This is a genomic window from Streptomyces sp. NPDC093225 (genome assembly GCF_044753805.1).
GTDB lineage: Bacteria > Actinomycetota > Actinomycetes > Streptomycetales > Streptomycetaceae > Streptomyces.
On record NZ_JBIVNX010000011.1, the window covers coordinates 173,862 to 199,028 of the forward strand.

The 25,167-nt window shown below is 70.4% G+C and carries 26 protein-coding genes; 16 read left to right on the forward strand and 10 right to left on the reverse strand.

The window, feature by feature from the left end; all coding sequences use genetic code 11:
- Positions 1 to 37: 37 nt before the first annotated feature.
- The 7 genes from ACIQCH_RS13435 (at position 38) to ACIQCH_RS13465 (ending at position 5,175) form a co-directional block, all read left to right on the forward strand.
- Positions 38 to 718: an HNH endonuclease family protein gene (locus ACIQCH_RS13435; RefSeq protein WP_402580831.1), complete on the forward strand. Its 681-nt coding sequence runs from the start codon at positions 38 to 40 to the stop codon at positions 716 to 718.
- A 173-nt stretch (positions 719 to 891) separates the two neighbouring features.
- Positions 892 to 1,113: a hypothetical protein gene (locus tag ACIQCH_RS13440; RefSeq protein WP_402580800.1), complete on the forward strand. Its 222-nt coding sequence runs from the start codon at positions 892 to 894 to the stop codon at positions 1,111 to 1,113.
- A 159-nt stretch (positions 1,114 to 1,272) separates the two neighbouring features.
- Positions 1,273 to 1,509, forward strand: coding sequence for a hypothetical protein (locus ACIQCH_RS13445; RefSeq protein ID WP_402580801.1), 237 nt, complete (start codon positions 1,273 to 1,275; stop codon positions 1,507 to 1,509).
- Positions 1,509 to 1,781 (forward strand): hypothetical protein, encoded by a 273-nt coding sequence (locus ACIQCH_RS13450; RefSeq protein ID WP_402580802.1) that lies wholly within the window; start codon positions 1,509 to 1,511, stop codon positions 1,779 to 1,781. Before ACIQCH_RS13445 ends, ACIQCH_RS13450 begins: the two co-directional genes overlap by 1 nt.
- Positions 1,782 to 2,766: 985 nt before the next feature.
- Complete coding sequence (locus ACIQCH_RS13455; protein WP_402580803.1) at positions 2,767 to 3,915, forward strand: pentapeptide repeat-containing protein; 1,149 nt, start codon at positions 2,767 to 2,769, stop codon at positions 3,913 to 3,915.
- A 691-nt stretch (positions 3,916 to 4,606) separates the two neighbouring features.
- Positions 4,607 to 4,891: a DUF1524 domain-containing protein gene (locus ACIQCH_RS13460; protein ID WP_402580804.1), complete on the forward strand. Its 285-nt coding sequence runs from the start codon at positions 4,607 to 4,609 to the stop codon at positions 4,889 to 4,891.
- Positions 4,888 to 5,175, forward strand: a complete 288-nt coding sequence (locus tag ACIQCH_RS13465) for a hypothetical protein (RefSeq protein WP_402580805.1) — start codon at positions 4,888 to 4,890, stop codon at positions 5,173 to 5,175. Before ACIQCH_RS13460 ends, ACIQCH_RS13465 begins: the two co-directional genes overlap by 4 nt.
- 211 nt (positions 5,176 to 5,386) lie before the next feature.
- On the opposite strand, the gene ACIQCH_RS13470 is transcribed toward ACIQCH_RS13465, so the two are convergent.
- The gene (locus tag ACIQCH_RS13470) at positions 5,387 to 5,596 is read right to left on the reverse strand and encodes a hypothetical protein (RefSeq protein ID WP_402580806.1); all 210 of its coding nucleotides are present in this window, start codon (positions 5,594 to 5,596) and stop codon (positions 5,387 to 5,389) included.
- 97 nt (positions 5,597 to 5,693) lie between these two features.
- On the reverse strand, positions 5,694 to 6,038 hold the full coding sequence (locus ACIQCH_RS13475) for a hypothetical protein (protein WP_402580807.1): 345 nt from the start codon (positions 6,036 to 6,038) through the stop codon (positions 5,694 to 5,696).
- A 496-nt stretch (positions 6,039 to 6,534) separates the two neighbouring features.
- Here ACIQCH_RS13475 and ACIQCH_RS13480 point away from each other — a divergent pair, with 496 nt between their 5' ends.
- A complete protein-coding gene (locus ACIQCH_RS13480) occupies positions 6,535 to 7,155 on the forward strand; it encodes a hypothetical protein (protein WP_402580808.1) in 621 nt (206 codons plus the stop codon).
- Between the two features lie 369 nt (positions 7,156 to 7,524).
- Here ACIQCH_RS13480 and ACIQCH_RS13485 read toward each other — a convergent pair whose 3' ends face one another.
- Positions 7,525 to 9,864, reverse strand: coding sequence for a ricin-type beta-trefoil lectin domain protein (locus ACIQCH_RS13485; RefSeq protein WP_402580809.1), 2,340 nt, complete (start codon positions 9,862 to 9,864; stop codon positions 7,525 to 7,527).
- Between the two features lie 630 nt (positions 9,865 to 10,494).
- On the opposite strand from ACIQCH_RS13485, the gene ACIQCH_RS13490 reads away from it, so the two are divergent.
- On the forward strand, positions 10,495 to 14,610 hold the full coding sequence (locus tag ACIQCH_RS13490; protein ID WP_402580832.1) for a polymorphic toxin-type HINT domain-containing protein: 4,116 nt from the start codon (positions 10,495 to 10,497) through the stop codon (positions 14,608 to 14,610).
- Positions 14,611 to 15,596: 986 nt separating this feature from the next.
- On the opposite strand, the gene ACIQCH_RS13495 is transcribed toward ACIQCH_RS13490, so the two are convergent.
- Together ACIQCH_RS13495 and ACIQCH_RS13500 are read right to left on the reverse strand one after the other, a co-directional pair.
- Complete coding sequence (locus ACIQCH_RS13495) at positions 15,597 to 15,986, reverse strand: DUF6924 domain-containing protein (protein WP_402580810.1); 390 nt, start codon at positions 15,984 to 15,986, stop codon at positions 15,597 to 15,599.
- A 107-nt stretch (positions 15,987 to 16,093) separates the two neighbouring features.
- Entirely contained in the window at positions 16,094 to 17,158 is a 1,065-nt protein-coding gene (locus ACIQCH_RS13500; RefSeq protein ID WP_402580811.1) for a NucA/NucB deoxyribonuclease domain-containing protein, read from the reverse strand.
- A 967-nt stretch (positions 17,159 to 18,125) separates the two neighbouring features.
- Here ACIQCH_RS13500 and ACIQCH_RS13505 point away from each other — a divergent pair.
- Positions 18,126 to 18,707, forward strand: a complete 582-nt coding sequence (locus ACIQCH_RS13505; protein WP_402580812.1) for a hypothetical protein — start codon at positions 18,126 to 18,128, stop codon at positions 18,705 to 18,707.
- A 144-nt stretch (positions 18,708 to 18,851) separates the two neighbouring features.
- Here the strand turns inward: ACIQCH_RS13505 and ACIQCH_RS13510 are convergent, their stop codons facing one another.
- The gene (locus tag ACIQCH_RS13510) at positions 18,852 to 19,523 is read right to left on the reverse strand and encodes a hypothetical protein (RefSeq protein ID WP_402580813.1); all 672 of its coding nucleotides are present in this window, start codon (positions 19,521 to 19,523) and stop codon (positions 18,852 to 18,854) included.
- 240 nt (positions 19,524 to 19,763) lie between these two features.
- Positions 19,764 to 20,447: an HSP18 transcriptional regulator gene (locus tag ACIQCH_RS13515; protein ID WP_402580814.1), complete on the reverse strand. Its 684-nt coding sequence runs from the start codon at positions 20,445 to 20,447 to the stop codon at positions 19,764 to 19,766.
- Positions 20,448 to 20,610: 163 nt separating this feature from the next.
- Between ACIQCH_RS13515 and ACIQCH_RS13520 the strand changes: the two genes are divergently transcribed.
- From ACIQCH_RS13520 to ACIQCH_RS13535, 4 genes are all read left to right on the forward strand, one after another.
- Positions 20,611 to 21,048, forward strand: a complete 438-nt coding sequence (locus tag ACIQCH_RS13520; RefSeq protein WP_402580815.1) for an Hsp20/alpha crystallin family protein — start codon at positions 20,611 to 20,613, stop codon at positions 21,046 to 21,048.
- Between the two features lie 114 nt (positions 21,049 to 21,162).
- Complete coding sequence (locus ACIQCH_RS13525) at positions 21,163 to 21,558, forward strand: DUF2267 domain-containing protein (protein ID WP_402580816.1); 396 nt, start codon at positions 21,163 to 21,165, stop codon at positions 21,556 to 21,558.
- 131 nt (positions 21,559 to 21,689) lie between these two features.
- Positions 21,690 to 22,085, forward strand: a complete 396-nt coding sequence (locus ACIQCH_RS13530) for a DUF2267 domain-containing protein (protein WP_402580833.1) — start codon at positions 21,690 to 21,692, stop codon at positions 22,083 to 22,085.
- 43 nt (positions 22,086 to 22,128) lie between these two features.
- Complete coding sequence (locus ACIQCH_RS13535) at positions 22,129 to 22,476, forward strand: STAS domain-containing protein (protein WP_402580817.1); 348 nt, start codon at positions 22,129 to 22,131, stop codon at positions 22,474 to 22,476.
- A gap of 500 nt (positions 22,477 to 22,976) precedes the next feature.
- Here ACIQCH_RS13535 and ACIQCH_RS13540 read toward each other — a convergent pair whose 3' ends face one another.
- The 3 genes from ACIQCH_RS13540 to ACIQCH_RS13550 form a co-directional block, all read right to left on the reverse strand.
- Entirely contained in the window at positions 22,977 to 23,201 is a 225-nt protein-coding gene (locus ACIQCH_RS13540) for a hypothetical protein (RefSeq protein WP_402580818.1), read from the reverse strand.
- 23 nt (positions 23,202 to 23,224) lie between these two features.
- The gene (locus ACIQCH_RS13545; protein ID WP_402580819.1) at positions 23,225 to 23,557 is read right to left on the reverse strand and encodes a DUF6233 domain-containing protein; all 333 of its coding nucleotides are present in this window, start codon (positions 23,555 to 23,557) and stop codon (positions 23,225 to 23,227) included.
- A 248-nt stretch (positions 23,558 to 23,805) separates the two neighbouring features.
- Complete coding sequence (locus ACIQCH_RS13550; protein WP_402580820.1) at positions 23,806 to 24,099, reverse strand: hypothetical protein; 294 nt, start codon at positions 24,097 to 24,099, stop codon at positions 23,806 to 23,808.
- A 109-nt stretch (positions 24,100 to 24,208) separates the two neighbouring features.
- On the opposite strand from ACIQCH_RS13550, the gene ACIQCH_RS13555 reads away from it, so the two are divergent.
- Together ACIQCH_RS13555 and ACIQCH_RS13560 are read left to right on the forward strand one after the other, a co-directional pair.
- Entirely contained in the window at positions 24,209 to 24,376 is a 168-nt protein-coding gene (locus tag ACIQCH_RS13555; protein WP_402580821.1) for a hypothetical protein, read from the forward strand.
- Positions 24,377 to 24,814: 438 nt separating this feature from the next.
- Positions 24,815 to 25,167: lamin tail domain-containing protein (locus ACIQCH_RS13560; RefSeq protein ID WP_402580822.1), on the forward strand; the 353-nt coding region annotated here is incomplete at its 3' end.

Genomic DNA, 25,167 nt, shown 5'->3' on the forward strand with positions numbered 1-25,167 from the left:
TTGCCGGTCCCACCGGGGTCGGTAGAACCGCTGCGTGATGATCACGATCGTGCGGGCCGCCACCGCGGCGACCGCCGCCCTCGCCCTGTCCCTGCCCGCCACAACCGCCCACGCCACCGAGCAGGAAGGCCGCGCGGCTGCGCAGGTCCTCCCGATCGGCGCCGCGGTGTCCGCCCTGCCGCTCGCGGTCGAGGATCGTACGGGCTACCAGCGCACCAGCTTCAAGCACTGGAACGCGGGCGCGAACCCGACGGACGGCTGCAACACCCGCCAGGAGGTCCTCATCGCGGAGGCCGTCGAAGCCCCAGCCGTCGGGCCGGGCTGCACCCTGACGGGCGGGGCCTGGTGGTCCTACTACGACGAGCAACTCGTGACGCCGGCCGGCGCGCTGGACATCGACCACATGGTCCCGCTTGCCGAGGCGTGGGACTCCGGGGCCTCGGCGTGGACGGCTGCGCGCAGGGAGGCGTACGCCAACGACCTCGGCCAGCCCTCCTCGCTGGTTGCGGTGACGGCGCGGTCGAACCGGTCGAAGGCGGACCAGGACCCGGCCCAGTGGCTGCCGCCGTCGGCGGAGGCCCTGTGTCGGTACGGCGCGGAGTGGACCGCGACGAAGCTGCGCTGGGGCCTGGCGGTCGACGAGCTGGAGCGGGACCGCCTGCTGGACATCGCGGCCGGCTGCGGCGGCACCGAGGTGGAGTTCACACCCGCCCCGTAGCAGGTGAGGCCGGTCTGTCGTCCCCAGACGGACAGAGCGCTGGTGTGGCCCGGCTAGCTTGCCGACGCGCACCGCGTATGGAGACGCGTCGTACACCCTGATCCGTTGGTCGGGCCACGACCACCACGCCCCTGGGCGTACGGTGTGGCCCTCGACGATCGAGGGGGGCGGCGATGGCTGAGGCGCAGGGGCCGGACTGGATGAGGGGTCTGGTGGCGGTGGGCTTGCTGCTGTTCATCGGCGGTTGGTTCATCGCCTGGCCGCTGGGCGTGGTGGGCTTTCTGACGCTGGTGTTCGTGGGCGTCTCCACGGCCGGCCAGCGTCGTGCGAGCGGTAAGCCGCCGCAGACGCTGCTGCGTCCAGGCGATCGGCCTTGGCGCCGCGACCAGGACTAGAACCTTCTTCCTGGCCTTGCTGTGCTCGAGGTAGGGGCGGACCCGGTTGCGCAGCCGCCCCCCGCGGGTGTGCCTTGCGGCTTCTTCGAAGGGTCCCCCTCGCCTTGGCAGCGGCGATACGGTGGGAGGACACGCCAGTTCTGCCCTCTGGAGCCTTCGATGAGCGAACAGCAGGTCCCCGCCGCGACCGAATCCCGGCTGCAGTTGGAGCCCGCGGCTGCCGAGGGCCTGCGCGCGTTCGCGGCCAAGACAAGGGCCGACGCCGACCGCCTAGCCGCCGTCCTGGAGGACGTCGCCACCAACGGCCTGCCCGCGGTGGAGGACTGCACCCCGTGGGAAGAACTGCGCGCAGCCCACCTGGACCGCCTCGCCGCCCAGCGCCCGGCCGTCGCCTGATGCCCACCTCTCACGGCCCTCGACGCGCCCGTATCGCCTTCTCCGACTCCGCTGCCAAGCAGCTGGAGGACATCACCACCGAGGCCGAGCTCCACGCCGTCGACCGCGCTCTCGTCGTCCTCTCCGTCGACCCCGACATCGGCGAACCGATCCCCGGCGACACGGCCGGCCCCCAGCTGCGCCAGTACACCGACGAGGTCGAAGCCGTACGCATCCTCTACTTCGTCACCGCCCTGCGCACCGTGGTGGTCGTGGCTTACATCGAGGTGTGACAAAGCCGGAGCCCAAGGCACCGCCCGCGGCCGGCGGCTCCCCCGGTCAGCTGCACCCGCGCGGGGCACACGGTGCGCGCCCGCGTGGCCGAACCGGCCCTCCCTACCCCCTGGAACATGATCGTCTGCTCGGACGGCCCCGTTCTTGACGCGCCACCCACCCCGAACCGTCCGCAGCCCCACTCCTGCTGCGCTCCTCGCCCCGACGCCGGCCTTGACCGCCGAGCGGGGGCCGGTCGCCTCTGCCCACCATGCTCGTTCCCGACGAGCACCGTGCCGCGTGGCCGGTGCTATGGGTCGTGCGCGCGGCCGGGGACGCGCCCACCGCCGGTCGTCCTCGTGGACCGCCTTGAGGAGCAGCTGGAAGCGGAGTACGGCCCGAGCCACTCCCGCCTGCGCGTGGCTGACGCTGATCCAGCGCACCGACCATCGCGGCACGGCCGGCGGCGGTGACGAGGGACAACGGAAGGGGAGCGCGCACGGCGGTCGGGCTGGCCGCCGTCGGGACCCCGGCCGGCGCGGCCTCGGGGGCGGCGTTCGCGGCGGGGGCCGTGGTGAAGAGGGGCAGGAGGCCGAGAGCGAGGGCGGGCAGGCCGCGCGTCGTCAGGTTCTTGATCACAAAGGCCGATGTAGCGAGCCCGGCGACGGTCCCGATAGGCGCGCGGGGCCAACTCACCGGGCCGGGCGCCGTGATTCAACGCAGAAACGCGCCTGCGTCGTCGTGGCGGTCCCCCCTCGCGCCCGCCGTCGTACGGGGCGGGCCGCCGAGCGGGTGCTTGCCTGGGCTGTCGGGCGGTGCTGCTCGGAGGTCGCGTCCAAAGGGCCTCCACCGGATCGACTGCGTCGCCTACGTTGAGCTGAATGGCCGTCAGAGCCGAGTGACTGTTCGTCGCGGACTCAGGGCGACTGGGCGGAGTGGTTCGCTCCGCCGGGAATTCGTTCCGACGCCATTCCTTGATCTTGTAACCGGTTCTAGGCTGACGGTGTGGCGACCAGCGGCGAGCGTTCAGGTTCAGATCCTCGAAGCGTGATGCGCTGGTCGCTGAGCCTGCACGTTGCGGCTGTACTCTTCCTGTCCGCCTTCACAGTTGGCATCGTCGCGGCAGTGCTCTGGCGGCTTCTGGGTGCACCTCGGCTGCACGTGGCCGGACCCCTCAAGCCCGGAGACATTTACGACGGCATCAAGATCGCACTGGCGATCGTCGCCGGAGCCGGCGGTGTAGTGGCTCTGGTCGTGGGCTACCGGCGCCAGCATCTCAATGAGGTGAGTGAGGAGCGTGAGCACGGCAGGGCCTTCACCGACCGATTCGGGGCCGCAGCCGATCAGCTCGGGGCGGATCAACCAGCGGCCCGGATGGCGGGTGCGTATGCCATGGCCCGACTCGCCGACGAGTGGCGCCAGGAGCGTCAGACCTGCATCGACGTGCTCTGTGGCTACCTGAGGATGCCCTATGCGCCGGATCCTCCGACCGACGAGCCGGCCTTCGTTGCCTGGCAACGCGAACGTGAGATACGCAAGACCGTCCTCCGGCTCATCGCCGCCCATCTGCGAGACGACTCGCCTGAATCCTGGCAGGGGTACGATCTCGACTTCACCGGCGCCGTGCTCGACGAGGCGTACTTCCGCGGCGCCCGCTTCATCGGCGGCGACATCATCTTCGTCAAGGCGCTCTTCGTCGGTCACGATCGAGACCAGGTGGTCTTCGACGAGGTCGAATTCGCCGACGGGAGTTGTGTCTACTTCCGCCTCGCCGAGTTCCGCAGCGGCTCCGTCCGCTTCGACCGGGCTGTCTTCAGTGGCGGCTGGGTCACCTTCGACAGCGCCCGCTTCACCGGCGCCCGTGTGAACTTCCGCGACGCCGCCTTCAGCGCAGCAGAGATTCGCTTCGAGGACGCGGAGTTCTCCCACGGTCTCACCGACTTCGCCGGCGCCACCTTCACCGGCACCGTCGTGGACTTCGGCGAACATCGCCTGGAGAGCCTCCACGTCACAGTCCCGCCCGCCCGCTTCACTGGCGGTACCGTCGATCTTTCCCGTACCGCAGCGTTCACCCACCCCCCTCGCTTCGGCCTGCAAACAGCGCCCGCAGGACTCCTGCTACCACCCGGTACCAATATCTCCGACCTACCCTGATAGCTCCTAGGCGGTGTGTTTCCGCCCAGAACTGTGGTCACTCGATGGAGTGAAGCAGCAGGTGCTCATCAGCCCTGGGTGGGGACGCTCGATCCCTGTTCACAAAATCACAAATGGCTCCCGAACTCGCCGCCCCACTGGCCCTCATTCATCCCGCCGAAAACATTGGGGGCGAGGTCGAGGCGAGTAGGGTCGCCCCGGAGTGTGTTGATCAACCAAATTTGGGGTGGGTTGTGCATCGTCAGATGCAGGTATTGGCGGGCCTGGTGACAGCTGGTCTGCTGGCTGTGGGGTCGGTGGGCTGTACGGATCAGGAGACCAAGTCGCTGCCGGGCGGTGACGGGAAGCGCCCGGCGACCAAGTCGGCGGCTTCCGGGCAGCCAGTGGTCTCCCCGGCCCCGGCCGGCGGCCCGGCGGGGGCGAGGAAGCTTCCGGGCCTGTCGACAGCCGTGGTCGCCAAGAAGCAGCTCGCCGGGCTGAGGGTGGCCGAGCAGCACGCGATGAAGGGCTACTCGCGGGCGAGGTTCAATCACTGGATCTCCCAAGGGGAGTCCTGCGACGCCCGCGAAACGGTCCTCGAGCGGGACGGCGCGAACGTCAAGCGCGACGGCGAGTGCAAGGCGACCTCCGGCACGTGGGTGTCGGTGTACGACAACAAGACGATCACCGACGCGGGCAAGCTCGACATCGAATGGTGCCCCTGGCCACCGCGTGGCGCTCAGGCGCCGACACCTGGGACGACGCCCGTCGCTCGGCCTTCGCCAACGACCTGGTCCGACCGCAGCTCCTGGCGGTGTCCGCGGCTACGAACCGGGCCAAGGGAGACCAGGGCCCGGACGAGTGGCAGCCGCCGGCCACGACGTACTGGTGCACGTATGCGACCGCGTGGACGAACGTGAAGTCCCACTACGACTTGACCGTGACCGCGTCGGAGAAGGACAAGCTCACCACGATGCTGGGCACCTGCACCTCATGACCACCCCCCACCCGCACCAGCGGGCGCTGACAGATGAGGTGAAGGCGGGGCCCGGCGGGGCGATGACCGACGAGGTCGGCGTCATCACCGGCGACGTCACCATACGCACCGAGCCGGCCCCGGACGGCCTGGCCCGCGTCTTGATCCAGTACACAGGCGCGGACGAGTGGTACACCCTCACCGGCAGCCCCACCCCGGTCCCGGCCGGCGGCCTCGAGCTGCTCCACGCTCGTGTACTGGAGGTGGTTCGGGCCGGGGCGGCCGCCGAGGTACCTCGGGTTTGAAGCTGCCGCTGGGCCCTATCAAGGCCAGATCCTTCAGGCCCGGTGCCAGCGGTTGCGGCCGTCGGAGCCGGGCCCGCAGACCATCGGGGTACCTGCGGAGGTGACGCCGGTCGCGCCGCTGGGGGAGCAGAACGAGCCGGGGTGGACGACGCGGGAGGATCCCCCGCCGCCGAGACTGAAGCCCCGGGCCCTGGGCGGGGCGGGGGGATGGTCAGGTGGCGGGTAGGCGCATGCCGAGGCGGGTGGTGAGGGCGCGAGCGATGGCGCGTACATCCTCGTTCATCTCGCCTTCAGCGACGGCGCTGCACAGGGCGAGGGTGAGTTCGGCTTCGCGGTGGGTGAGCATCGGCAGCCGCGGCGGCGCGGTGTCGTTGTCGAGTTCTTCGGCCACGATGTCGGTGTAGAGGTCATCCAGCGTCACGCCGATCCCAACGCGCGGTTGGCCTGGTGGTTACTCCGGCTGGGGGCCTGCTTCGGTGGCCGGCGCGCCGCTGCGGCTTTCGGCCCGCAACGACCCCCTACAGCCAGATCCGCTCGCTGCAGATCGGGGGACGTGTGTTGGTACAGGCCTGATAGGAGGCGACGCGGCTCGCCCCGGTGGCCCACCATTCCCCGCAGCCCGCCTCGGACCCGTTGGGGTCAGCTACCCAGCCGCTCTCGCCGTTCGTCAGCCACCACTGGGTGAAGAACCCCTCGCCGTTGGCGTACGTGTCGCAGGCGAAGACCCGCAGGTTGTTGTCCGTCACGCCCCCGTAGCCGCAGCGCTTGTTGAGCCAGGAGCCGCAGTAGTACACCGAACGCGAGCTGTCCGCGGCCGCCGCAGGCGCCAGCCAGAGCCCCACACCCGTCACTGCGGCAAGCACTCCGCTCACCACCGCTGAACGCCTACCTCTGCGCATGATCATGTATTCCTCCCCAGGACAGGCCGACAGCTGCGTCGGCCGGCCGGCGATCGGCGGGTCCAAGCCTCGGCCCGTGCAGGGTTGTTGCGCTGCCGCTATCGGACGATGAAACAAAGCGTCCGCGGGTCTCGAGCACGGCTGCGAAGGCTGCTTGTTCTGCGGGTGGGGGCGTGTTGGGTGCCTCATCGAGGGGGAGTCGGGCGGGCACACCTCAGGCGGTCCCACCCTGCCTCGGATCTGGGTGGATGCACCCGAGCTGGAGGCTACTCCGGCTGAGCGCCGCTCCCGGCCGGCAGGAGGCGGAGTGGCGACTCCGGCGGCCCCATCTGCACGACAGCCGCGAATCCGCTGGCCGCCGACCCAACAACGGTGGTTGTTGGGTCGGTGACCGGTGGGTGGCCCGCTGCGGCGGGGGAGGCTCGGGCTTGAGGCCGCGTTCGGGGCCGGCTCGAGGATCGTGAGCAAGAGGGGACTCCAGGTGGAGCGGGACGTATGGACGACGGAGGAGTTCGGTGTCTCGTACCAGGGCGCGGTCGGCGCGCTCCTGGCGGACGGCACCGTACCGGCCCCGGTGTACTTCGACAGCGCTTCGGGGCCCGGCGGGCGGTCGGTGTCCCAGTGGAGCGTGTACGACGGCCGCCAGGGCCGGCCGCGCGCGGCGGTGCTGCGCGCGGTGTGCTCGTGTGGCTGGGCCGGCCCGCAGCACCGCTTGGACTGGGAGATGATCGGCGGCGACGAGCTGGCCGAGGCGGGAGACGGGCCGGCGGCGGCGTGTGAGCGGGACTGGGACGGGCACACCGCCGAGGTCGCGGCCCAGGCCGTGCCCCTGCCCGAGGTGGTCACCGTCCTGCTGGAGCGGCTGGAGGTGGAGATCGACAAGCTGACCGCCACTTCCCCGGTCGCTGCTCTCCGGGCGGTACGTGCGTTGGAGGTTCTGGCGGGGCGGCTCGGCTACTGGGCTGCGCGCGGCACTCGCAGCGATCACGACGCGGGGCAGGCCGCTGCGGCCCTGGGGTTGAGCGAGCGCGAGGCCCGTCGGCTGATGGCCCGCCTGGGAGGCTGGGCCTCCCACGCCTGAGCGCGAGGCTGGCCCCGGCGGCACACGGATTGCTGCCTCGGGATTCTCCGGTGGGTCAGGCCGTCGATGGTGACGCCCCTGCAGATGCTTTCAAAAGAGGCCTGGGCTATGCCTGCTGCTTGGCATCGATCTCGGAGATCAGGCCCTCGTGGCGGCGGCACCGTGGCCGTGCCGGGCGACCCAGTCTGCCCCCTGCCCGCAGTGTGACCGCGGACATGTAGAACATTGCCCCTGGTTGCCCGGCGGCCGCGGCCTCTCCGGGCCAGTCAACGCCCCGGCTTGCCGGATGTTGGGGCATCGTTTGCGGTCTCTTTCGTGGGTGCCCCCGGCCGTGTCTGACGGCCGGGGGCGTTGCATTTCGGGGATGGGTCAGCGTGTGATGCTGACGCTGACGTCGTCGCTGGTGGTGAGGGTGCCGGGGATCGCCTGCCAGTTTGATGCGTCGCCGGTTGCGGTGTTGACGGAGGCGGTCGTGATCTTCCCGTCGTCTCCGGTGGCGAAGAGGCTGACGGTGGCGCCGGTGACGCTCGTGGTCAGGCGGGTCAGGTGTGCGCCGCCCACGCGGGTCCAGGCGGGGTTCCAGTGTCCTTCTGCGTAGTCGCCGACCTGGGACCAGACCGCGCCGTCGCCGCCGATGATGTGGAGTTGGACGGTGGTGCCGGTGATGCTGGCGGAGATGTCCTGGACGCCGGCGGCGCCGCCGGGCACTTCGCCCCAGCCGCCCCAGCGGCCGGTGGTGGTGTCGAGGTCCTGGCTGTAGACGCGGACGCCCGCGACGCCGTAGACGCGGACGGTACGGCCGGAAGCGACGCTGGTGACGTCGGTCAGCTCGCTGCTGTCGACCCGGGACCAGGTGGGGTTCCAGCGGCCGGCGGTGTAGTCGCCGACCTGGGTCCACAGGGCGCCGTCACCTCCGATGGCCTGGAGGTGCACGGTGTTGCCCACGATGCTGGCGGAGATGTCCTTGACACCGCCTCCGCCGCCGGGCACTTCGCCCCAGCCGCCCCAGCGGCCGGTGGTGGTGTCGAGGTCCTGGCTGTAGACGCGGCCGCCCGCGACGCCGTACACGCGAACGATCCGACCGGAGGTGACGCTCGTCAGACGGGTAACGGCAGCACCGTCCACCCGCCCCCAGGAATCGGCGAACGCCCCGCCGTTCACGTTCTTGGTCTGGCCCCACATCGTGCCGGCACCCGCGGCCAGCAGCGAGAGCTGGGCGCTGCGGTGCGGTGCGGTGCTCCATCGCTGGTGGGCTCCGCCGTTGCAGTACCACAGGCTGGCGGGGGTGCCGTTGGTGGTGCCTTCCCCGCGGGCTTCGAGGCAGAGGCCGCTGGTGGCGTCGGTGATGGTGTTGTCGGCGTTGAGGTTCCACTTCTGGTTCGCGCCGCCATTGCAGTGCCACGCGATGATGTCGGCACCCGCCTTGACGCCGCCGGAGGCATCCAGGCAGAGGCCGCCCACGCGCAGCTCCTTGGCTTCGGTGGTGGTGAACTGCTGGTTGGTGCCGCCCCAGAAGTCCCATGTGTGCACCGGCGCGCCCGCCGTGGCCGTGCCTGCGACGTCCAGGGCTCGTCCGGAGCCCTCGTTGCGCAGGAAGACGGTGGAGTCGATGGTCTGGGCGATCCAGGTGCGGATGTCGTCGGTGCGTGATGCGTGGGCCTCGCTGCGGGTATCGTCCGCGCCGAGGCAGCCGTCCTGCCATGAGGTGCTGGTGATGCCGGCCAGTTCGAATTCGCCGTCCATGGTGCGAAGGACGGGGCCGCCGGCGTCACCCTTGCACACGGTGTCCGTCCCGGTGGCCTTGCCGGTGAAGGTGAGCGTGGCGGTGTCGACGGCGGTGACGTTGAACGACCCGCGGTGTGCCTTGGTCGGCATCCACTCGGTCGCGGTACGTCCGAAGCCCGCCGTTACCAGCTCGCCGGTCTGGGCCGGGGCGCTGCGGCCGATCTTGACGGGGGTGATGCCCGTGATGGGGCGCGCGAGCCGGGCCAGGGCCAGGTCGCGGTCGGCGCGGGGGACGATCTCGTCGACGGCGACGACCGTGCCGTCGCTGAGGGACGCTGTGGTGTCCATCGCGGGCTTGCCCGCGGGTACGGGGTCCCCGGGCTTGTTGGCGAAGCAGCTGGTGGCGGTGGCGAGCCAGAGCTCGTCGACCACGGTGGCCGAGCAGTTCCGGCCGCCTTCGGTGTCACCGATGTGCAGCCTGGAGGTGAAGGCTAGGTCCGGATCTGCCGACAGGCGGGCAGGCGGGGCGGTGGCGGCGATGCGCAGCTTCAGCAGGACGGCCTGCTTCGGGTCGGTGGGGCTGGCCTCGCCGAAGGCCTTGCTGGTGTCCTTGGGGATGTCGAGGCCCGTGGTTGTGCCTGCGATGGAGATGTCCGCGTGCAGGTCGCGGTCGTCGGTCTCGATGCGGTAGGCGCGGGGGATGTTGACTTCGAGGTAGCCGGTGGTGGCTGCTTTGAAGCAGATGCGGGAGTCGCTGGTCTTGAGGTTCCGCGCCCAGACCATGATCTGGTGCGGACCGGAGCACGACGTGTGGGTGATGTTGCCGTCGCCGGCGATCAGGTCGGCCCCGGTGGCGGTGAGAATTGCGGAGCGGAACGGGTAGGCGCCGTCCTCGATGCTGAATGGCGCGTCTGTGTGCGTCGGCGTCGGCGTCTCAGCCGAGGCGAGCGGAGCCGGCGCGGCGATGGCGAGGGATGCGGTCAACGTGGCTGCGGGCAACCATCTGCGAATACGCAAGAGTTCGTCTGGCCTTCCAAGGCAACCCCAACGTGCGGAAGACGAAGGGGGATGGACTGAAGCGACCACACCGCGTCGATGCGGAGGGTCACGAGTGCCTGGGGGGCCGCGGAGCAGCATACCCGCACTCTTGGCCAACACTTCCCGCCTGGCTCGGTCCGGCCCCCGAGCCCAACCTGCCTTACGCGCAGGGGGCTTGGGAGGAGGCCTGCTGCATGGTTGTGGCGGCGGCTCGCGGTGTCGAGCCCGGTGCGGGGGCGCATCGGAAGTCCTGACGCACGTCGTGACTCCAGGCGAACCTTAATTCTTAAAGAGAGGGTAAAGACGCATTCGGGGTGTACAACCCTGCTGCCATCGAGTTGATCTTCGCTGGTGATCGACCAAGAACTGCGCCGGACCGACGGTCCGGAGCGGGACCCGCCGTCCTCTGGCCTGGGGAAGCCGAATCACAGGAGGGCGGCGGGCCCCGTCCCGCGCACAGGCAGGACGTCAACGACGCCACCGGCCCCCTTCCATCACAGCCAGGGAGCCGGCCCTGCCCCGTGTACGGGCACGCCACACCATCACAGGGGGGAACGTTTCGTGCGTCACAACCCAGTGCGGCGGAACAGAGCTTGGGGGAGGGGATCCGCTACGGCCTTCACGGCCGCACGCGGCCTGCTTCCTCTAGCGCTGCTCGCCGGACTCATCTCGGCCGCACCAGCCGCAGCCGACGACCCGCCCACATCACCACTGACCCCGCGCCAGCAAGTACTCCAGCACTGGAAGGCCGGAGGCCCGGCGGTCAAGTCGGCCGCGGGAGCGGCGCTCGCCGGAACGGACGAGCAGGTTCGCGCCTACTTGGCCGAAGGCCAGAAGGTCGCCGAGGACCTCGACCTGCGCGAGGCCGCGCTCAAGCTCATCACCGACGCAGGCCCCGGCCTGCGTGAAGCCGCCCAACAAGCGCTGGCCAGCACGCCCGAGGCCCTAGCCGCTTTCATGAAGGATGGCTGGAAGGCCCCGCTGGCCCAGGACGAACAGGTCGAGGCCGCCCGCATCACCGAAGCCGGCGGAGCAGGGGTCCGCGAGGCCGGGGATAAGGCGATGCGTGGCACCGCCGAAGACCTCCGCTCCTTCCTCACAGAGGGCCAGTACCGCCAGCGCGACGACGACGCCCGCGTGCGCGTCGCCCAACTCGAAGCCACCGGAGGCCCAGCGACCAAGCGCGGTGCCGCCGCTGCCCTGAAGGGCTCCATCGACGACGTTCGCGACTTCCTGACCTACGGCCAATACATTGCCGCAGCGCAGGACCAGGAACACGCCACCATCGCCGACCTGGCCAAACAGACCGCAGCCGCCGGTGTGGCAGCCGAAAAGGCCAAGAAGAGCGCGCAGGAGGAAGCTGACAAGGCCAAGGACGCCGCCCGCCTGGCCAAGGAGGAGAGCGCCAAGGCAGCCGCCGAGACGCAGGCCGCCCAGCACGACACGGCCAAGGCGCAGGACGCTTCCCGCCGTGCTGCCGAGTCCGCACGCCGCGCCGCCGCAGCCGCACAGTCAGCGATCGCCGCCGCCAGGGCAGCCAACGCCGCCGCCCAGACCGCGATCATCGCCGCGCACAACGCCTCCACCGCCGCGCTCTACGCATCGGAGGCCTCCGCCAAGGCGTGGCAGGCGGCTGCTTCCGGCAGGGTCAACGAGCAACTTGCCGAAGACGCGACCGCGGCGGCGGACCAGGCCGAGAAGGTCGCCGACTCCGCCGACGCGATGCTCCAGACCCTGACGCACGCCAACGTCGCCCTGACCGCAGCGCTCAACGCGGCCGACGACATCACGGAATCCGCGATGCACGCGCAGGATTCAAGCGGGTGGGCCCAGAAGGCCGGGGCCGATACCGACGAAGCCGTCGCTGCAGCGGACGCGGCCCGCCGACACGCGGCCGAGGCCAAGCGTTCCTCTGCCGCCGCGCAAACCCACGCCGCAGCAGCCGCCACCCAGGCCCGCGAGGCCCGTGACGCCGCGCGTTCGGCTGCGGCCCACGCGCGACGGGCCGCCACCGCTGCCCGCCACGCCGCCGACTACGCGAACGACGCGCAGAAGGCCGCGACCCAGGCCAAGGCCGACGCCGACGAGGCACTCAACGCAGCCGGCATGGCCGACGCCGCGGTCAAGAAGGCCCAGGAGATCCAGGCGGCAGCCCGGGCCACCGAGGCCGAGGAAGTCGCCGCCCGCACCAAGACCCAGGTCAACCAGGCCCGCGACACCAAGGCGAAGTACGACAACGCCAAGGCCGAGGCGGCACGCCTGAAGCAGCAGACCGCCAACCTCGACACCCAATTCAACACCCTCGCCGACCAGGCCGCCCAGCCCGGGGCGAGCACCCAGGACATCGCGGCCACCGGCCGCACCATGGCCCTGACCGCCCTCGACATCCGCGGCCCATGGGGCCGCTCCGCCGCCCAAGCCGCCCTCGCCGGCGACGACACGGCCGTCGTCTCCTACGTCCTCATCGACTGGAGGAAGGCCGAAGAGCAGGACGATCGCGACCTCGTCTTCCGCCTGTCTCAGGACTCACCGCTCCAGGACGTCCGCACCGCAGCGACCACTGCCCTGGCTGGCAACGCCTCGGCCGTCCACACTTTCGCGACCACCGGTCAGTACCAGGTCGCCGCTCCCGACAACCGCGTCGAAGTCGCCAAAATCGCCGAGGCCGGCGGGACCGGAGTCAAGGAGGCCGCAAAGGCCGCCCTCGACAACCCCGACCCCAAGGCCCTGGCCGCCTTCCTCCTGACCGGCCAGCACCAGGCCCGCATCGAGGACGACCGCGTCGAAGCAGCCCGCCTCGCCGAAGGCGGCAGCCCCGAGGTCAAGGCCGCAGCGGAGGTTGCGCTCGCCAGCCCGGACACCGCACTTCGCTCGTTCATCACGACCGGCCAGTTCCGCGCCCAGCGCCGCGACCAACTCAACGCCGCCCACGTCGCCGAAATCCAAGCCATCATCGCCGACGCGGCCAAGACCGCGGCCAAGGCCAATCAGGACGCCTACGAAGCCGCCAGGATCGCGGCCACCGCCCAGGGATACGCCGACCAAGCCGCCGGCCACGCCCAAACGGCCGCCACCTATGCAGACAAGGCCGCCGGATACGCCGAGGACGCCAAGAAGGCCGCAGATCGCGCTGGCGCATCCGCCAGGGCGGCAGCCACATCCGCGACCAAGGCTCGCAGCGCCGAAGTCGACGCCGAGAGCAGTGCCCAACGTGCCGGCACCGCCGCCGCCGACGCCCAGGCATTTGCCGAGGTCGCGGCAGAGTACGCCGCGAGCGCCTACCGGGCTGCCGAGCAGACCTACACCTCGGCCGTCAACGCCGGCGTGAGCGCCGAGCAGGCCCGTGGCAAATACGACGCCACAGTCCAGCGCTACATGCACGACGAGTACATCAAGGCCGAACAGGAACGCTTGCGCTTCGAAGCCGCTCAGAAGAAGCAGGAGAAGAGCTGGTTCATCTACGGCGTGGCAGTCGTGAGCTTCGTCGTCCAAGGGCCTCTCGGCCCGGTGCTCGTGCTCGCGCCCGAATTCGGCGTCCACCCCATGGACGTCATCCACGCCGAGCTCGACCTACTCGGCCTGTTTCCGGGCCCCGGCGAAGTCGCGGATCTGGCGAACTGCGGAACGTATGCGCTGGAAGGCACCATCGAGCACTTCCTGCCCACCGGCCGCGAAGGCATGTGGCAGGACGCAGCACTGTCCTGCGCAGCAGCTATCCCCGTCCTCGGCTGGGGGGCGGCGGCCGTCAAGTTCGCAAAGTGGGCCGACAAGTACGGCCCCAAGGCCAAGGAACTCTACGAGCGGCTCGCCAATCTCTGGAAGACCACCCCCTGCGTGGGGAAGAACAGCTTCCCGGCCGGCACGCGCGTCCTGATGGGCGACGGCACCACCAAGCCCATCGAGAAGATCGCGGCCGGCGACCTCATCCAGGCCACCGACCCCGAGACCGGGACCACCGGTCCGCGCGTCGTCGAGGCCAAGATCTACACGCCGGACGATCGCGACTTCACGGACATCGAGCTGCGGGGCGACGCGTCGGCCGCCCCGCTCACCTCGACAGACCACCACCCGTACTGGGTGCAGAACCGTAAGCGCTGGACCGACGCCGCGGACCTCCGCGTAGGCGACGCCCTGCGCACCCCTGTCGGCACCACCATCCAGGTCGGCAAGGTCAGCCACTGGAAGGGCCTCCAGCCCGCCTACAACCTGACCGTCAACGATCTCCACACGTACTACGTGCTGGTGGGCACCACGCCGGTCCTCGTCCACAACTCGTCGTGCGACACGGAATACCTCAACGACTACGGGGGCACCAGCGCTGGCGGCCTCATGGCGTCCATCGACAAGGAGGGCGTTCTCAATCTCTACATCAAGGCGGTAGACGGGAAGACGCCCACCGGAGCCGAGATGTTCATCGAGGCCATGGCCGCGCTCGGTGACAAGGCGAAGGGAGTCCGTGGAACCTGGGTCGGCGGCGGAGTCTGGGACGACTCGCAGGATATAGCCGACAACCTCCGCAGCTTCAATGCGGGAATCCAGAGCCTCAAGCTCTCCCACGAAGAGGCTGCTCGGCTCACTTTCACGGGAAAGATGGCGGGAAAGTACGGCTTTACTGGGAGAATCGAGATCGAGAAACGCGAGGGAACACCCGGAAATTACGACAAGGTGACGGTGGTGTTCTTCCGAGAATGAACAGTCAAGTGCTGGGAGACGGGGTAAGAGAGCAGGCCCTGCGGGGGGTCGACGTCGTCGACATCGCCCGGTGGGTAGTGTCGCAGCTGGGGGAAAGCCCCGCTTTCTTCCCCTTTGCCGCTGCTTTCTTTCGGGGCTTGAAAGTGCCCGTCGAGACGCTTTATCAAATGGTTGGATGGAACGGGGTCGGAGGATCGGGCGACGTCTCTGACAACGATCTCCGTGCGGTCCTCGCACCGTACGCCGAACGGTTGACCGCGGAGAAGTGAGCGGCATGCGGCGGGCGCCGACGATCGGTGCCCGCCGCCAAACAGCGTTCTGTATCCCGGACAGGTCAGCCGCTGTGAGGGCTCGATGCTCTTACGGGCGATGCGGTAGGAATCCCACGCCGGGGGTGCCGTGGCGGCTCTCAGGCTTCTGGCGGAGGTGGTGGAGGCCCCCCGCCCGTGGCACACGCAGCCGAACCGCGCGCAGGCGAAGGCCGCGCCGCAAGGATGCATCACAGCCTTCGCCACCCACCCACGCCAACACCCTCCCAGGCCACCGCACCGGAGCCCGTGGCCGGGAATGCCGCACAGGTGCAATGGTGTCCTCCGCCAGCTGGGCCATCAGCGTGGACGCCAGCGCGCAGGAGACGTACGCGAACGACCAGGGTGTGATGGCCTCGCTGGTGGCGGTCACGGTCACCACCAACCGGGCCAGGGCGACACGGAGCCCTCGCAGTGGCCCCCTCCGGCGCCGCACGCGTTGTTCCGGTACGGCGCGGAGTGGACGGCGACGAAGCTGCGCTGGGGTCTGGCGGTCGACGAGCTGGAGCGGGTGGCCGCCTGCTGGACGTCGCGGCTGGCTGCGGCGGCACGGAGGCGGAGCTCATTTCGGCTACGTAGCCGCCCGACCGAGTTCTGCCAGCCGCCCGACGCCGGCAGGGCCATGCAGCGGGTACCCCGAGCTGGGCCCCCGGCGGGTCAGCGGTACTTCGGGCGCGGTCAGAAGCCGCGGAAGACGCCGTCGTCGTGGGCTGCTTCGACGAATTCCTCGTAGTCCATGTTGCCGAGGGTGAGGTTGTTGTCGATGGACCAGAGTTGGTCGGCAGTGACGCGCAGCGACTGGTGTGGTTCCTCGAAGCGGTCGATGACGAGGATGGGTAGTTCGTCGGAGGTGAGGGTGGTGGTGTCGGCGAGTGCGACGAGGCGGTCTGGCTGGTCTGCCGCCAGTCGTTGAAGGACGTGTTCGGGTGGCAGGTCGCGGTAGGCGGGGTCGTCGAGGGTGACGGTGTCGGCGAGGAAGCCGTCGGTGTTGGGGGTCTGCACGGTGGTGAGCAGGTTCTTCCACGCGTGGGGGTGGGTGTAGTCGGTGCGGACCAGCAGCGTCGTCACGTGTGCTTCTCCAGTCGGCGGGGTCCGGGCCGGCAGGCCTCCCTGCGGTCCGGGTGAGGACGGTGGGGGAGGCCTTGGCCGGGCCGGTCTCTGGGCGGGGGTGTTGGTCAGGCTTTGACCCAGAAGGGGTCGTTTTCCAGGACGCGGTTGGTGCGGTAGAAGGAGCTCAGCAGGCCGCCTTGGCTGTTCTGCTCGGCCCTGGGTACCCAGGCCACGCCGCGGTAGAACGAGCCCAGCGCGGTGCCGCCTTCCTTGGTGGATGCGAAGGGGTACTCGTCGCAGGACAGGCCGGATGAGGGGGGTTGGCCGACGACGCGGCGGCTGCAGACGGCGCGTCGGTTGCCGTTGATGGTGGCTTCGCGGGTGATGCGGTGCAGGGCGCGGGCGTCGTCGCCGGGGACGCCGTAGCCGCCGCGGGCCTGGATGCCGCGGATGTTCTCGGCGATCTTGGGCAGGCCCGACATGTCCACGGTGGGGGTTGCGTCCTTCACGATGCAGCCGGCGCGGACGCCGCGCAGTTGGTTGTCGCAGCGCATGGTGGTGCGGGAGTCGCCGCTGCCGGCTACGGCCTCGTAGTCGGGGGGCAGGATGGGTGTGGTGGTGAAGACGGGGGTGTTCTGGTGCTGTTGGTTGGTGGCGACGGCGTCGGTGAAGCTGAGGACGCCCTCGTATTCCACTCCGGCGGCGGCCCCGGGGCCTGAGATGAATCCGGATGCGGTGCAGGTTCCGGTGCAGGAGGCGGTGGTGAGGTCTGAGATGCCCACCGCGGTGCCGGCGGCGGACACGTACGTGATGTGGATGGTGACGGTGAAGGTGCGTTCGCGGGCGTTGGTGTGCCAGGCGGCGAACATGACCGCGTCCGATACACCCGTGATCACGCCGTCTTTGATCATGTCGCCGTGGATGGTGTGGGTCTCGCAGTTGGCGGTGCGCGACAGTTCCGGACAGTCGGTAGCGGCCGCGGCGGCGGCCGCCGCGAGGGCCGGGGACTGGGTTGGCGGATCCCAGGTGGTGACCATGCGAGAGCCCACCTCGCCATCTGATGCGGCGAGCGCCGGGACGGGCGAACCGGCTCGGGTGGGCGGGGTGGTGGCGGCGGCGGGCGGGGCCAGCAGCCCGCCGACGGTGGTGGCCAGAGCGGCCAGGGCGGTGACGATGGCGCGTGTGCGCAATGCGGCCTCCTGAGGGCGAGCGGCACGACCGTCACAACACGTACACGACGACTACCTTGCGTATTCGTTTCTGCGTGCCCGGCGTCGCCGAGGATCCGCCGCATGGGCCCGGCCGAACGCACCGCGCAGCGGCCGGCGCAAGGCCGGTGTGACCGCCTTCTGACCGTCGCCTTGGCCTCTCCGCCGCCCCCGGTCGGGGCGCGGCCCAGGGCGGCATGGTGCGTGGAGGGGCAGCCGGCGGCCATCGCTCTGGCAAGCCAGCCAGCCCGGGGCTGCGGCTTACCGTTTCTGTCGGCCGGTCGAGGGGTCGGTGCTTCCCTGACCAGCAAAATGTCACAACTCCGGTGCCCCGCCACGGTGTCGGTCATCGAGCGTCACGCCGACCCCGACGAGTAGACGGCCGGTCCGCGGCTACGCCGTTCGGGGGACCTTTGCTCGCTGACTACGCTCGCGGCACGTGGTGGCAGCCGGGGCCGTCACGATCTTCCCCATGACGACTGCGAACCTCGCGGATGATGCACTGATCGCCGCGATCGAGATCACGCGGCTCGCGGGCGAGGAACTCGCCGTGGGCTGAAGGAGTACAGCCTTCTTGCCTCCGGCGCACACGAGGTCGTCTCCCGCCTGGGCGAGCGGCACCCCGATGCGCACGAGGGCCTGGTCGTCGCCGAGGCGATCGGAGCTCTCGGCCGCCTGTGCGCCCTCTTGGTCACGGAGTCGGCCCAGCAGCGGGGCACGAGCCCTCAACGCCTCCTGGACGAGATGACCCTGATCCTCCTGGAAGCCCAGGTGTAGGCCCCAGGGCCGCATCTGGCGCCCGGGCTGGCGACGGCCCAACAGATGCTGTTGCTGGGTCCGCGACCGGTGGCCAGCCGGCTCGGCGGGGCAGGATCGGGTGCGGCTCCGGGGGCAGCCTGGGGATCGTGCGAAGCGTGGAGGAGTTGGGCGGGTGGAGCGGGAGTCGTGGGTGACGGATGAGTTCGGTGCCTCGCACGAGGGCGCGGTCGGCGTGCTCGTGGAGGACGGTACTGTCCCAGACCCCGTGTACTTCGACAGTGTCTCGGGCCCGGGCGGGCGGTCGGTGTCGCAGTGGAGCGTGTACGACGGCCGCCAGGGCCGGCCGCGCGCGGCGGTGCTGCGCGCGGTGTGCTCGTGCGGCTGGGCCGGCCAGCGCCACCGCCTGGAGTGGGAGATGACCGGCGCTGACGAGCTCGCTGAGGCGGGGGACGGGCAAGCAGCGGCGTGTGAGCGGGACTGGGATGGTCACACCGCTGAGGTCGCGGCCCGGGCCGTGCCCCTACCGGAGACGGTCACTGTGCTGCTCGAGCAGGTGGAGGTGGAGATCGACAAGCTAACTGCGACCTCCCCGGTCGGCGGCGTCCGGGCGGTACGCGCGCTGGAGATCCTGGCTGGGCGCTTGGGTTACTGGGCCGCGCGCGGCGCCCGCAGCGATCGCGACGCGGGGCAGGCCGCGACCGCCTTGGGGCTGAGTGAGGGGGCAGCACGGCGGCTGCTTGCCCGCTTGGGAGGTTGGAGCCCCCACGCCTGAGCCCGGCCCGGCCGACGCCGTAATGAACTGGCAGCCGGCCGGCGAAGGAGGGGCAGCGCGCGGCTGACTGCGGGGAGGCGGAGCCGGCAGGCTGAGTACGAGCCACTTGCCCGGGCCAGAGCGGTGAGCGCCAGGAACCGCTTCTCAGCGCAGGCGGTGGGAGGTCGGGAGCGTCGTCGGGACCGGCTCGAGGGCAGCCTCGACTTTGACGTCGCGTGGCTCTTGCGAGGAGCAAGACGGTTGGAGTCGACCGGGCAGTTGGCGGCCGCCCGTCAGTCGTGCGGCCCTTCCACGGTGGTACCTCGTGGCGACCTGGGTGGGGAGGGGCGAGGAAGGAACCTGGGCAAGGCGAAGGGCCGGGCTCCCCGTTGGGGATCCCGGCCCTTGGGCGTGCTGAGGGCCTACTCGGCACGCAAAATCCCTGGTCAGCCTCATTGGAGCGGTACAGGGCACCCGCATCGTGACAGGGGAGCGGGTGATGGTCTTCTTGACTGCGGTCGTGTCGCTGCCGCCTGTGTAGATGGCGGGGCTGGAGTACTTCGTCTTCCTGATGTGCTTGACCGTGTTCGGGTTGTCGTCGTAAGGACCGCTGGTGACCTTTCCGTCGTTGTACTGATACGCGTCGTCACCGGCAACGGCCTCTCCGCCGACGGTGGGTTCGTCGCCGTCGTTGATGAGGGCAGGGGCTGTGGTGGGCGCGGTGGTGTGGGGGGTGGTGGGGGCGGCGAATGCGGTGGAGGTTGCCGAGAGGGTTCCTGCGGCCAGCGCCGTGGATGCGGTGAGGAGGATCAGGCGCCGGGTGGGGATGCCGTTCATCGGGAGTGCTCCTTGCGAGGCCGGGGGCTGGTGTGGCTGCTCTTCCATTACGCCCTGGTCCGGGTGGCGGGTCATGGCACGGGACGTCGTGACGTGACGGCTCCGTGACTCTGTGGACCAGCCTTGCGGCCCCGGCCCGGCCCAGCCCTGTGAAGGGTGCAGCGTCGCTATGGGTGCGCGCGCCGGCTGCCAGGACTCGCGGCTGTGCGGTGCTCGCGGGTCTCGTGGCGTCGGGCAGGTTCAGAGGGTGCCCGTGCCGTCCGCGCGGTCCGTGCCGGGGCGGCGGCGTTGGTCGCTGGAGCGGCGGAGGTGGTCGGTGTGCTGGACCAGGGTGTCGATGCGGTCCGCCAGGGCGGGGTCGCCGGGCCGTACGTGTGCCTGGGCCGCAGTGAGTGGCCCGATCAGGTCGGCGGGGTCGCTGCTGGCGAGGGCTTGGCGGACGTCGCCGATCGAGGCGCGGCCGGATGCGTCGAGGGCGGTGAGGGCGGTGATCTGTCCGGCGAGTTGGCGCAGGTCGGCGGCGTGGTCGCGGGCCCAGGCGTCGATGGTGCGCTGGGCGGCACGGGAGTCGCGGGTGGCCTGGACGCGTTCTTCGCCGGTGGTGCCGGCGCGGCCGGGGCGAAGGCGCAGGTAGCGGCGTTCGGCGGCCTGGCGGCTGGCCACGCCGAGCGGGCCGGCGAGGTCGGCCCAGCTGGCGCCCGCGGCCCGGGCGGTCTCGATCAGACCGGACTCCCAGCCGGCGAGCTCCTCGCGGACCTCGCGCAGCAGCAGGAGCGCGGCGAGCGCTTCTTGAGGGTCAGCAGGCTTGGCGCCGACCGCGCCGTGGGCGTCCTCCAGTTCCCGTCCGATGGCGGCCAGGGCGGCAGCGGCGGCCAGGAAGGAGGCCGGAGAGCTGGCAGGTCTTTTGTCAGAAGCAGGGGCCACGGTGCCTCCGGGGGCAGGGTTGGGACGGCCAGGCGGCGGCAGTGCGCGGATCGCTCCGACCTGTCGTCCATTGGATACCAGAGAGAGTTGTCATCGTTTCGATGACATGTTACAACGGTGGTACCTGAAGCGCACTGGCACCCACACATTTCAGGAGGCTCCGATGCTGATGCGCACCGATCCGTTCCGCGAGTTCGACCGTCTCACCCAGCAGTTGATGGGTCCGGGCACGTGGTCGAAGCCGTCCCTGATGCCGATGGACGCCTACCGCGACGGCGACGCATACGTGATCACCCTCGACGTCCCCGGCGTCACCAAGGACGCGATCGACATCGACGTCGAGCGGAACATGCTCACGGTCAGGGCCGAACGCCGGCCCGCCGCACGGTCCGAGCAGGCTCAGATGGAACTCTCCGAGCGGCCGCTCGGGGTGTTCTCCCGGCAGGTCATGCTGGCCGACACGCTCGACACCGAACGCATCACCGCCGACTACGAGGCGGGCGTGCTGACCCTGCGCATCCCGATCGCCGAGCGTGCCAAGCCGCGCAAGATCGCCATCGGCGACGGCATCGGCGGCAGCGTCAAGCAGATCAGCAGCTGAGCGGGCCGCTCGCGACCCTCGCAGAAGTCCGCAGACCAGGACGGGAGGGATTCCCCCGCCCCTCCCGTCCTCCCCCTCACGGACCCCGACGCCGCTCTTGGGGAGACGACCGCCATGACTCTGAGATGGGACGCTTTCGTCGAACACGTGCAGGAGCGCGGTGAGTACGCTTCCCGGGAGGAGGCCGACCGGGCCGCCCGGGTGGTCCTCGCACTCCTCGGCGCGCACCTCGTGGGCGAGGACCGCGTCGAGGTCGCGGCCCGCCTGCCGGAGACGTACGCGCTGATCCTGCTCAACCCCCTGCGCGCGTCCGAGCCGCTTGACGCGCAGCGCTTCGTCCGCGCGACCGCAGCGTGGATCGACGGTGCGACCGAAGCCACCGCGCCCTGGGACGTCAGCGCCGTGCTCAGCGTCGTCGCCGAAGCCATCGACGACGACCTGCTCCAGCGAGTCCTACTCCAACTCCCACCCGGCTACGACCTGCTCTTCGGCCGCCCCCAGGCGGCCTGACCACCCCTCCCGCCCGGCGCCCCGGCGGCCGCGCCGGGCCACCCCCAAGCACCCGTCTGACATGAAGGGCACAGACCGTGTTCGACCAGGCCGAACTCCAGCGGCCCGCCCCGGCCGTGACGTACGAGCAGATGCTGGAGGCCGTCCGCTACGAAGGCGCCTACCCCGACACCGCACGCGCGGCAGAAGCCGTCCACCACGTCCTGGCCGGCCTCGGCCGCCGCCTGACCGGCGACGAACGGGTCGACCTCGCCGCCCGACTGCCCGCAGAAGCCGCCCTCACCCTGACCGCCCAAGTCCCCGCGTTCGACAAACTCACCGGCTGGGGCTTCGTCAAGGACCTCGCCGCCCGCGCCGGAACCAGCCAGGCCATCGCCCGATGGGACACCGGCGCCGTCCTCTGCGTCGTCGCCCGCATCGCCGGACCCGACCTCCTCGCCCGCATCCTGCGCACCCTCCCCGGCGGCTACGCCATCCTCTTCGGTCAGGCCGACCTCACCGCCGGCCGCACCTGCCACACCCCGTAGAGGGCTGCGGCACCCGATCAGGGTCGTCGAGAGGAGACCAGGAATGCACGGGGACGAGATCAACGGCAGCGGCATCGATGTCGAGCCCCGCGGCAGCACGACGGTGGTCCGTCCGTCCGGAGAAATGGACATCGACCGCGCTCAGCACTTCCGTGACATGCTGCTGGCGGTCTTCTCCGCCGAACCGCGCCCGGACGCTGTCGTGGTCGACCTCCAGGGCCTGTCGTTCTGCGACTCCTCCGGTCTCAACGTTCTCCTGAACGCGCGGACCGTTGCGGCTGAGGGCGGCCAGTCCTTCTCCCTGGCCGCACCGAGGCAGCAGCTGCTGCGACTGATGGAGATGACAGGTGCGGCCACCCTGTTCGCCATCGAGCTGGCTCCACCGTCCTGAGCCTCTTCGGGGAGCTGACGGCGGGCCTGCCCGCTTGTTGCCAGCATCGTGCCGTCCGTTCCTGCTTGCTCCGTGGGAGTCCACGGCCACGGCAGACACCGCCGCGCCCCGAAGCTGGCTCCTGACGGCGGCGCAGCAGCAGCACGATCGCGTCCAACGCTCTCTTCTTTCGTTGCGCAGGAGGGCAGCCGGTCCCCGCGGTGTGCGTCGCAGGCCTTCCCGGCGGGGCGGCCGCCTCGCGCGCAGCTGGGACGCGTCACCCGTGTCGTGGGACATCCGGCCGACCGCCCGGCCGCCACGCTCGTGGTAGCTGGGGCCGACCCCAAGTGGGCGGGCTCGTCCAACCCCAAGGCCCCTAGCAAAGATCTGCTGGACGGGCGCCGCCCCGGCCAACCTTAGTGAGGGGCCGGCGCCGTCCACCGTTTGCCGCGCCAGGGTGTGCGAGGGCGGGGTCCCCCCGTTACGCCTGCCTCACCCTTTCCGGCGGCCAGGGGTGTTCATCAGGTGTCGGGATCGGAGCCCCACACGGCCGGCCCGCCTCCGCGCCACTCGATGAGCAGCGGGTCGTCCAGGTGGACGACGTCGGGGTCCAGCCCGGCTCGCCGCAGGAACTCAAGAAGATCGGCGGGGCTGCGGGCGCGGCCGAGGATCTCGCCGTCGCAGCGGACACGGCGCCTGCCCTCGTCGTCCGGCGGATACACGACCACGCGCAGCTCAGCACTCATGCCCCCACCGTGTCGGTACCAGCTCACTCCAGCACTCCCAGCGCGGTGTCCGGGCGGCAGTGTGGGCAGGCCGGCACGCCCTCGGTCAGCAGGTGCCGTACCTGCTCGGTGGTGGCGGGGATGGAGCGTTTGCCGGTGTCCCAGCAGCCGCCGACGTGGAGCCGGATGGCGGGCCGGCCGGTGCCGATGCCGCGCTCGATCAGCCACGCCGGCGGTTCCGGCGGCAGCCGGCGGACGGCTTCTTGGGTCTCGGCCTCCTCGGCGGCCGCCAGGGCAGCCTCTGTGCGCTTGAGTTCGCCGCGCAGGTAGGTGACCAGGGTCCGCAGCCGGGGCAGGTCGGGGGGCAGGACAGACACGTTCAGCTCCCGTACTGCGCCTGACGTGCGGCCTTGCAGGACACGCACAGCGGGTTGGCCGGAGCGCCGTAGCGGGCGCAGGGCTGGTGGCACTTTGCGCACGGCCCACTCTGGCTCGGCGCCCAGGTGGCGGGCTGGGGTCTGGCGGGGGCTTCGGGGACGGCCATGGCAGGCTCCTGGGCGATCGGAAGACATCACTCCAATTAGATCGCATGTTCGAATTCAAGCGCGAGTGCGGCGCGCCCCCATCACCCGTAGGTCTGCCAGCACAGGGTGGCGATCGCGGGACGGCGACCCATTGCGCGGCCCGGCAGCGCTGCGTCATGTCCGCGTCGCCGGGCGCGGGCGCCGGTTGTATGGGCCGGTGCCGTCGGCCGCAGCCGTGATGTTGTGCGGTGCTTCGTCTTGGGCTGGCGTTTGATGACCGGCAGGGCCTCCTGCTCGGCGGGTGGGGCGACGGCGTTGGCGAGGTCGGCGGCGGCCTTGCGGGCCAGCGCGGTGTCCCTCGGGCCCAGCTCCCACAGCCCGTGCGGACGCTGCATGGCACCTTCCTTTACCCCTTGACGGGCCAGGTGGCTGCCGGCTTGCACAAGATCAACGCCTCTTCAGCGGTACGCGGCCGGTCGCAGGTGCGGGCTGGTTCAGGTGTGGATGCGGCTGGTGGTCCGGCCGGAGACGGTGGCGGAGGTGAGCGCGGACCGCGCGGTGGACCACGGCGGCGTCTACCGGCACCTCCTGCGCTTCCAACGGCTGCGCCTGGAGGTGACCGCCGCCGACGTCGTGCGGTTCGGCGCCGGGCCGGCCGCGGCGGCCGGCTGAGCACCCGGCGGAGGTACGGCCGCTACGCCGATACCTCGTCACACCGCATACAGGATACGAAGATTCACCCGAATTCAATGCATACGTGCGAAGGAATGCGCAGAACGCTTGTTACGGAATCAACCACTCCGAATGGCGTATGCGCATGGAATGTGCGCCGGGTAGTGCGCCGGAGCGTGCTGACCGCGGGCGCCGTTGGGGTGGCGGGTGGGTGCATCAGGCACCGGATGACAGGGCCACGTACGAATGAGTTGCATGCGCCATACAGGCGACCGTGACGGAAATGTCCACGTCCGGTAACAGCCCTGGTGGGCCCCTACAGCCGACGTCCTCCGGGGCCGAGAGTTTGGGTCCTCGGCACCGCCAAGGGGGTCGGGCACCCGCACCGCTACACACCTTGTATCGGCGGGTGAATGCCTGTTCTTGAGGGAGCATCACATGACGTTTGCGTCGTCCACCCGCCGTATCGCCGCCACCGTCCTGGCCGCTGGGGCTGTCGTTGCCGCGGTCGCCGTGCCGGCCTCTGCCGACGACGGTGACCACCGGCACGCGCCGCGGCCGCAGGTGGAGATCAGCCGGGTCCAGGCCGACAGCCCCGGCCGCGACGACGGCTCGAACCGCTCCCTCAACGCGGAGTGGATCGAGATCACGAACAACAGCCGCCACGGCGTCAACCTCAAGAGCTGGACCCTGCGCGACGAGGACGGCAACCGCTACCGCTTCAAGGACATCCGTCTGGGTGGCCGGGACACCATCCGCATCCACACCGGCCACGGCCGCGACTCCCGCAC

Bases quoted from the DNA above. Each gene is read 5' to 3' on its own strand.
- ACIQCH_RS13520 (WP_402580815.1), top strand. From the start codon at position 20,611: ATGCTGATGCGCACCGATCCGTTCCGCGAGTTCGACCGTCTCACCCAG.
- ACIQCH_RS13440 (WP_402580800.1), top strand. From the start codon at position 892: ATGGCTGAGGCGCAGGGGCCGGACTGGATGAGGGGTCTGGTGGCGGTG.
- ACIQCH_RS13540 (WP_402580818.1), bottom strand. From the start codon at position 23,201: ATGAGTGCTGAGCTGCGCGTGGTCGTGTATCCGCCGGACGACGAGGGC.
- ACIQCH_RS13460 (WP_402580804.1), top strand. From the start codon at position 4,607: ATGGTGCCCCTGGCCACCGCGTGGCGCTCAGGCGCCGACACCTGGGAC.
- ACIQCH_RS13435 (WP_402580831.1), top strand. From the start codon at position 38: ATGATCACGATCGTGCGGGCCGCCACCGCGGCGACCGCCGCCCTCGCC.
- ACIQCH_RS13530 (WP_402580833.1), top strand. From the start codon at position 21,690: ATGCTGGAGGCCGTCCGCTACGAAGGCGCCTACCCCGACACCGCACGC.
- ACIQCH_RS13445 (WP_402580801.1), top strand. From the start codon at position 1,273: ATGAGCGAACAGCAGGTCCCCGCCGCGACCGAATCCCGGCTGCAGTTG.
- ACIQCH_RS13550 (WP_402580820.1), bottom strand. From the start codon at position 24,099: ATGCAGCGTCCGCACGGGCTGTGGGAGCTGGGCCCGAGGGACACCGCG.
- ACIQCH_RS13510 (WP_402580813.1), bottom strand. From the start codon at position 19,523: ATGAACGGCATCCCCACCCGGCGCCTGATCCTCCTCACCGCATCCACG.
- ACIQCH_RS13535 (WP_402580817.1), top strand. From the start codon at position 22,129: ATGCACGGGGACGAGATCAACGGCAGCGGCATCGATGTCGAGCCCCGC.
- ACIQCH_RS13450 (WP_402580802.1), top strand. From the start codon at position 1,509: ATGCCCACCTCTCACGGCCCTCGACGCGCCCGTATCGCCTTCTCCGAC.
- ACIQCH_RS13555 (WP_402580821.1), top strand. From the start codon at position 24,209: ATGCGGCTGGTGGTCCGGCCGGAGACGGTGGCGGAGGTGAGCGCGGAC.
- ACIQCH_RS13525 (WP_402580816.1), top strand. From the start codon at position 21,163: ATGACTCTGAGATGGGACGCTTTCGTCGAACACGTGCAGGAGCGCGGT.
- ACIQCH_RS13465 (WP_402580805.1), top strand. From the start codon at position 4,888: ATGACCACCCCCCACCCGCACCAGCGGGCGCTGACAGATGAGGTGAAG.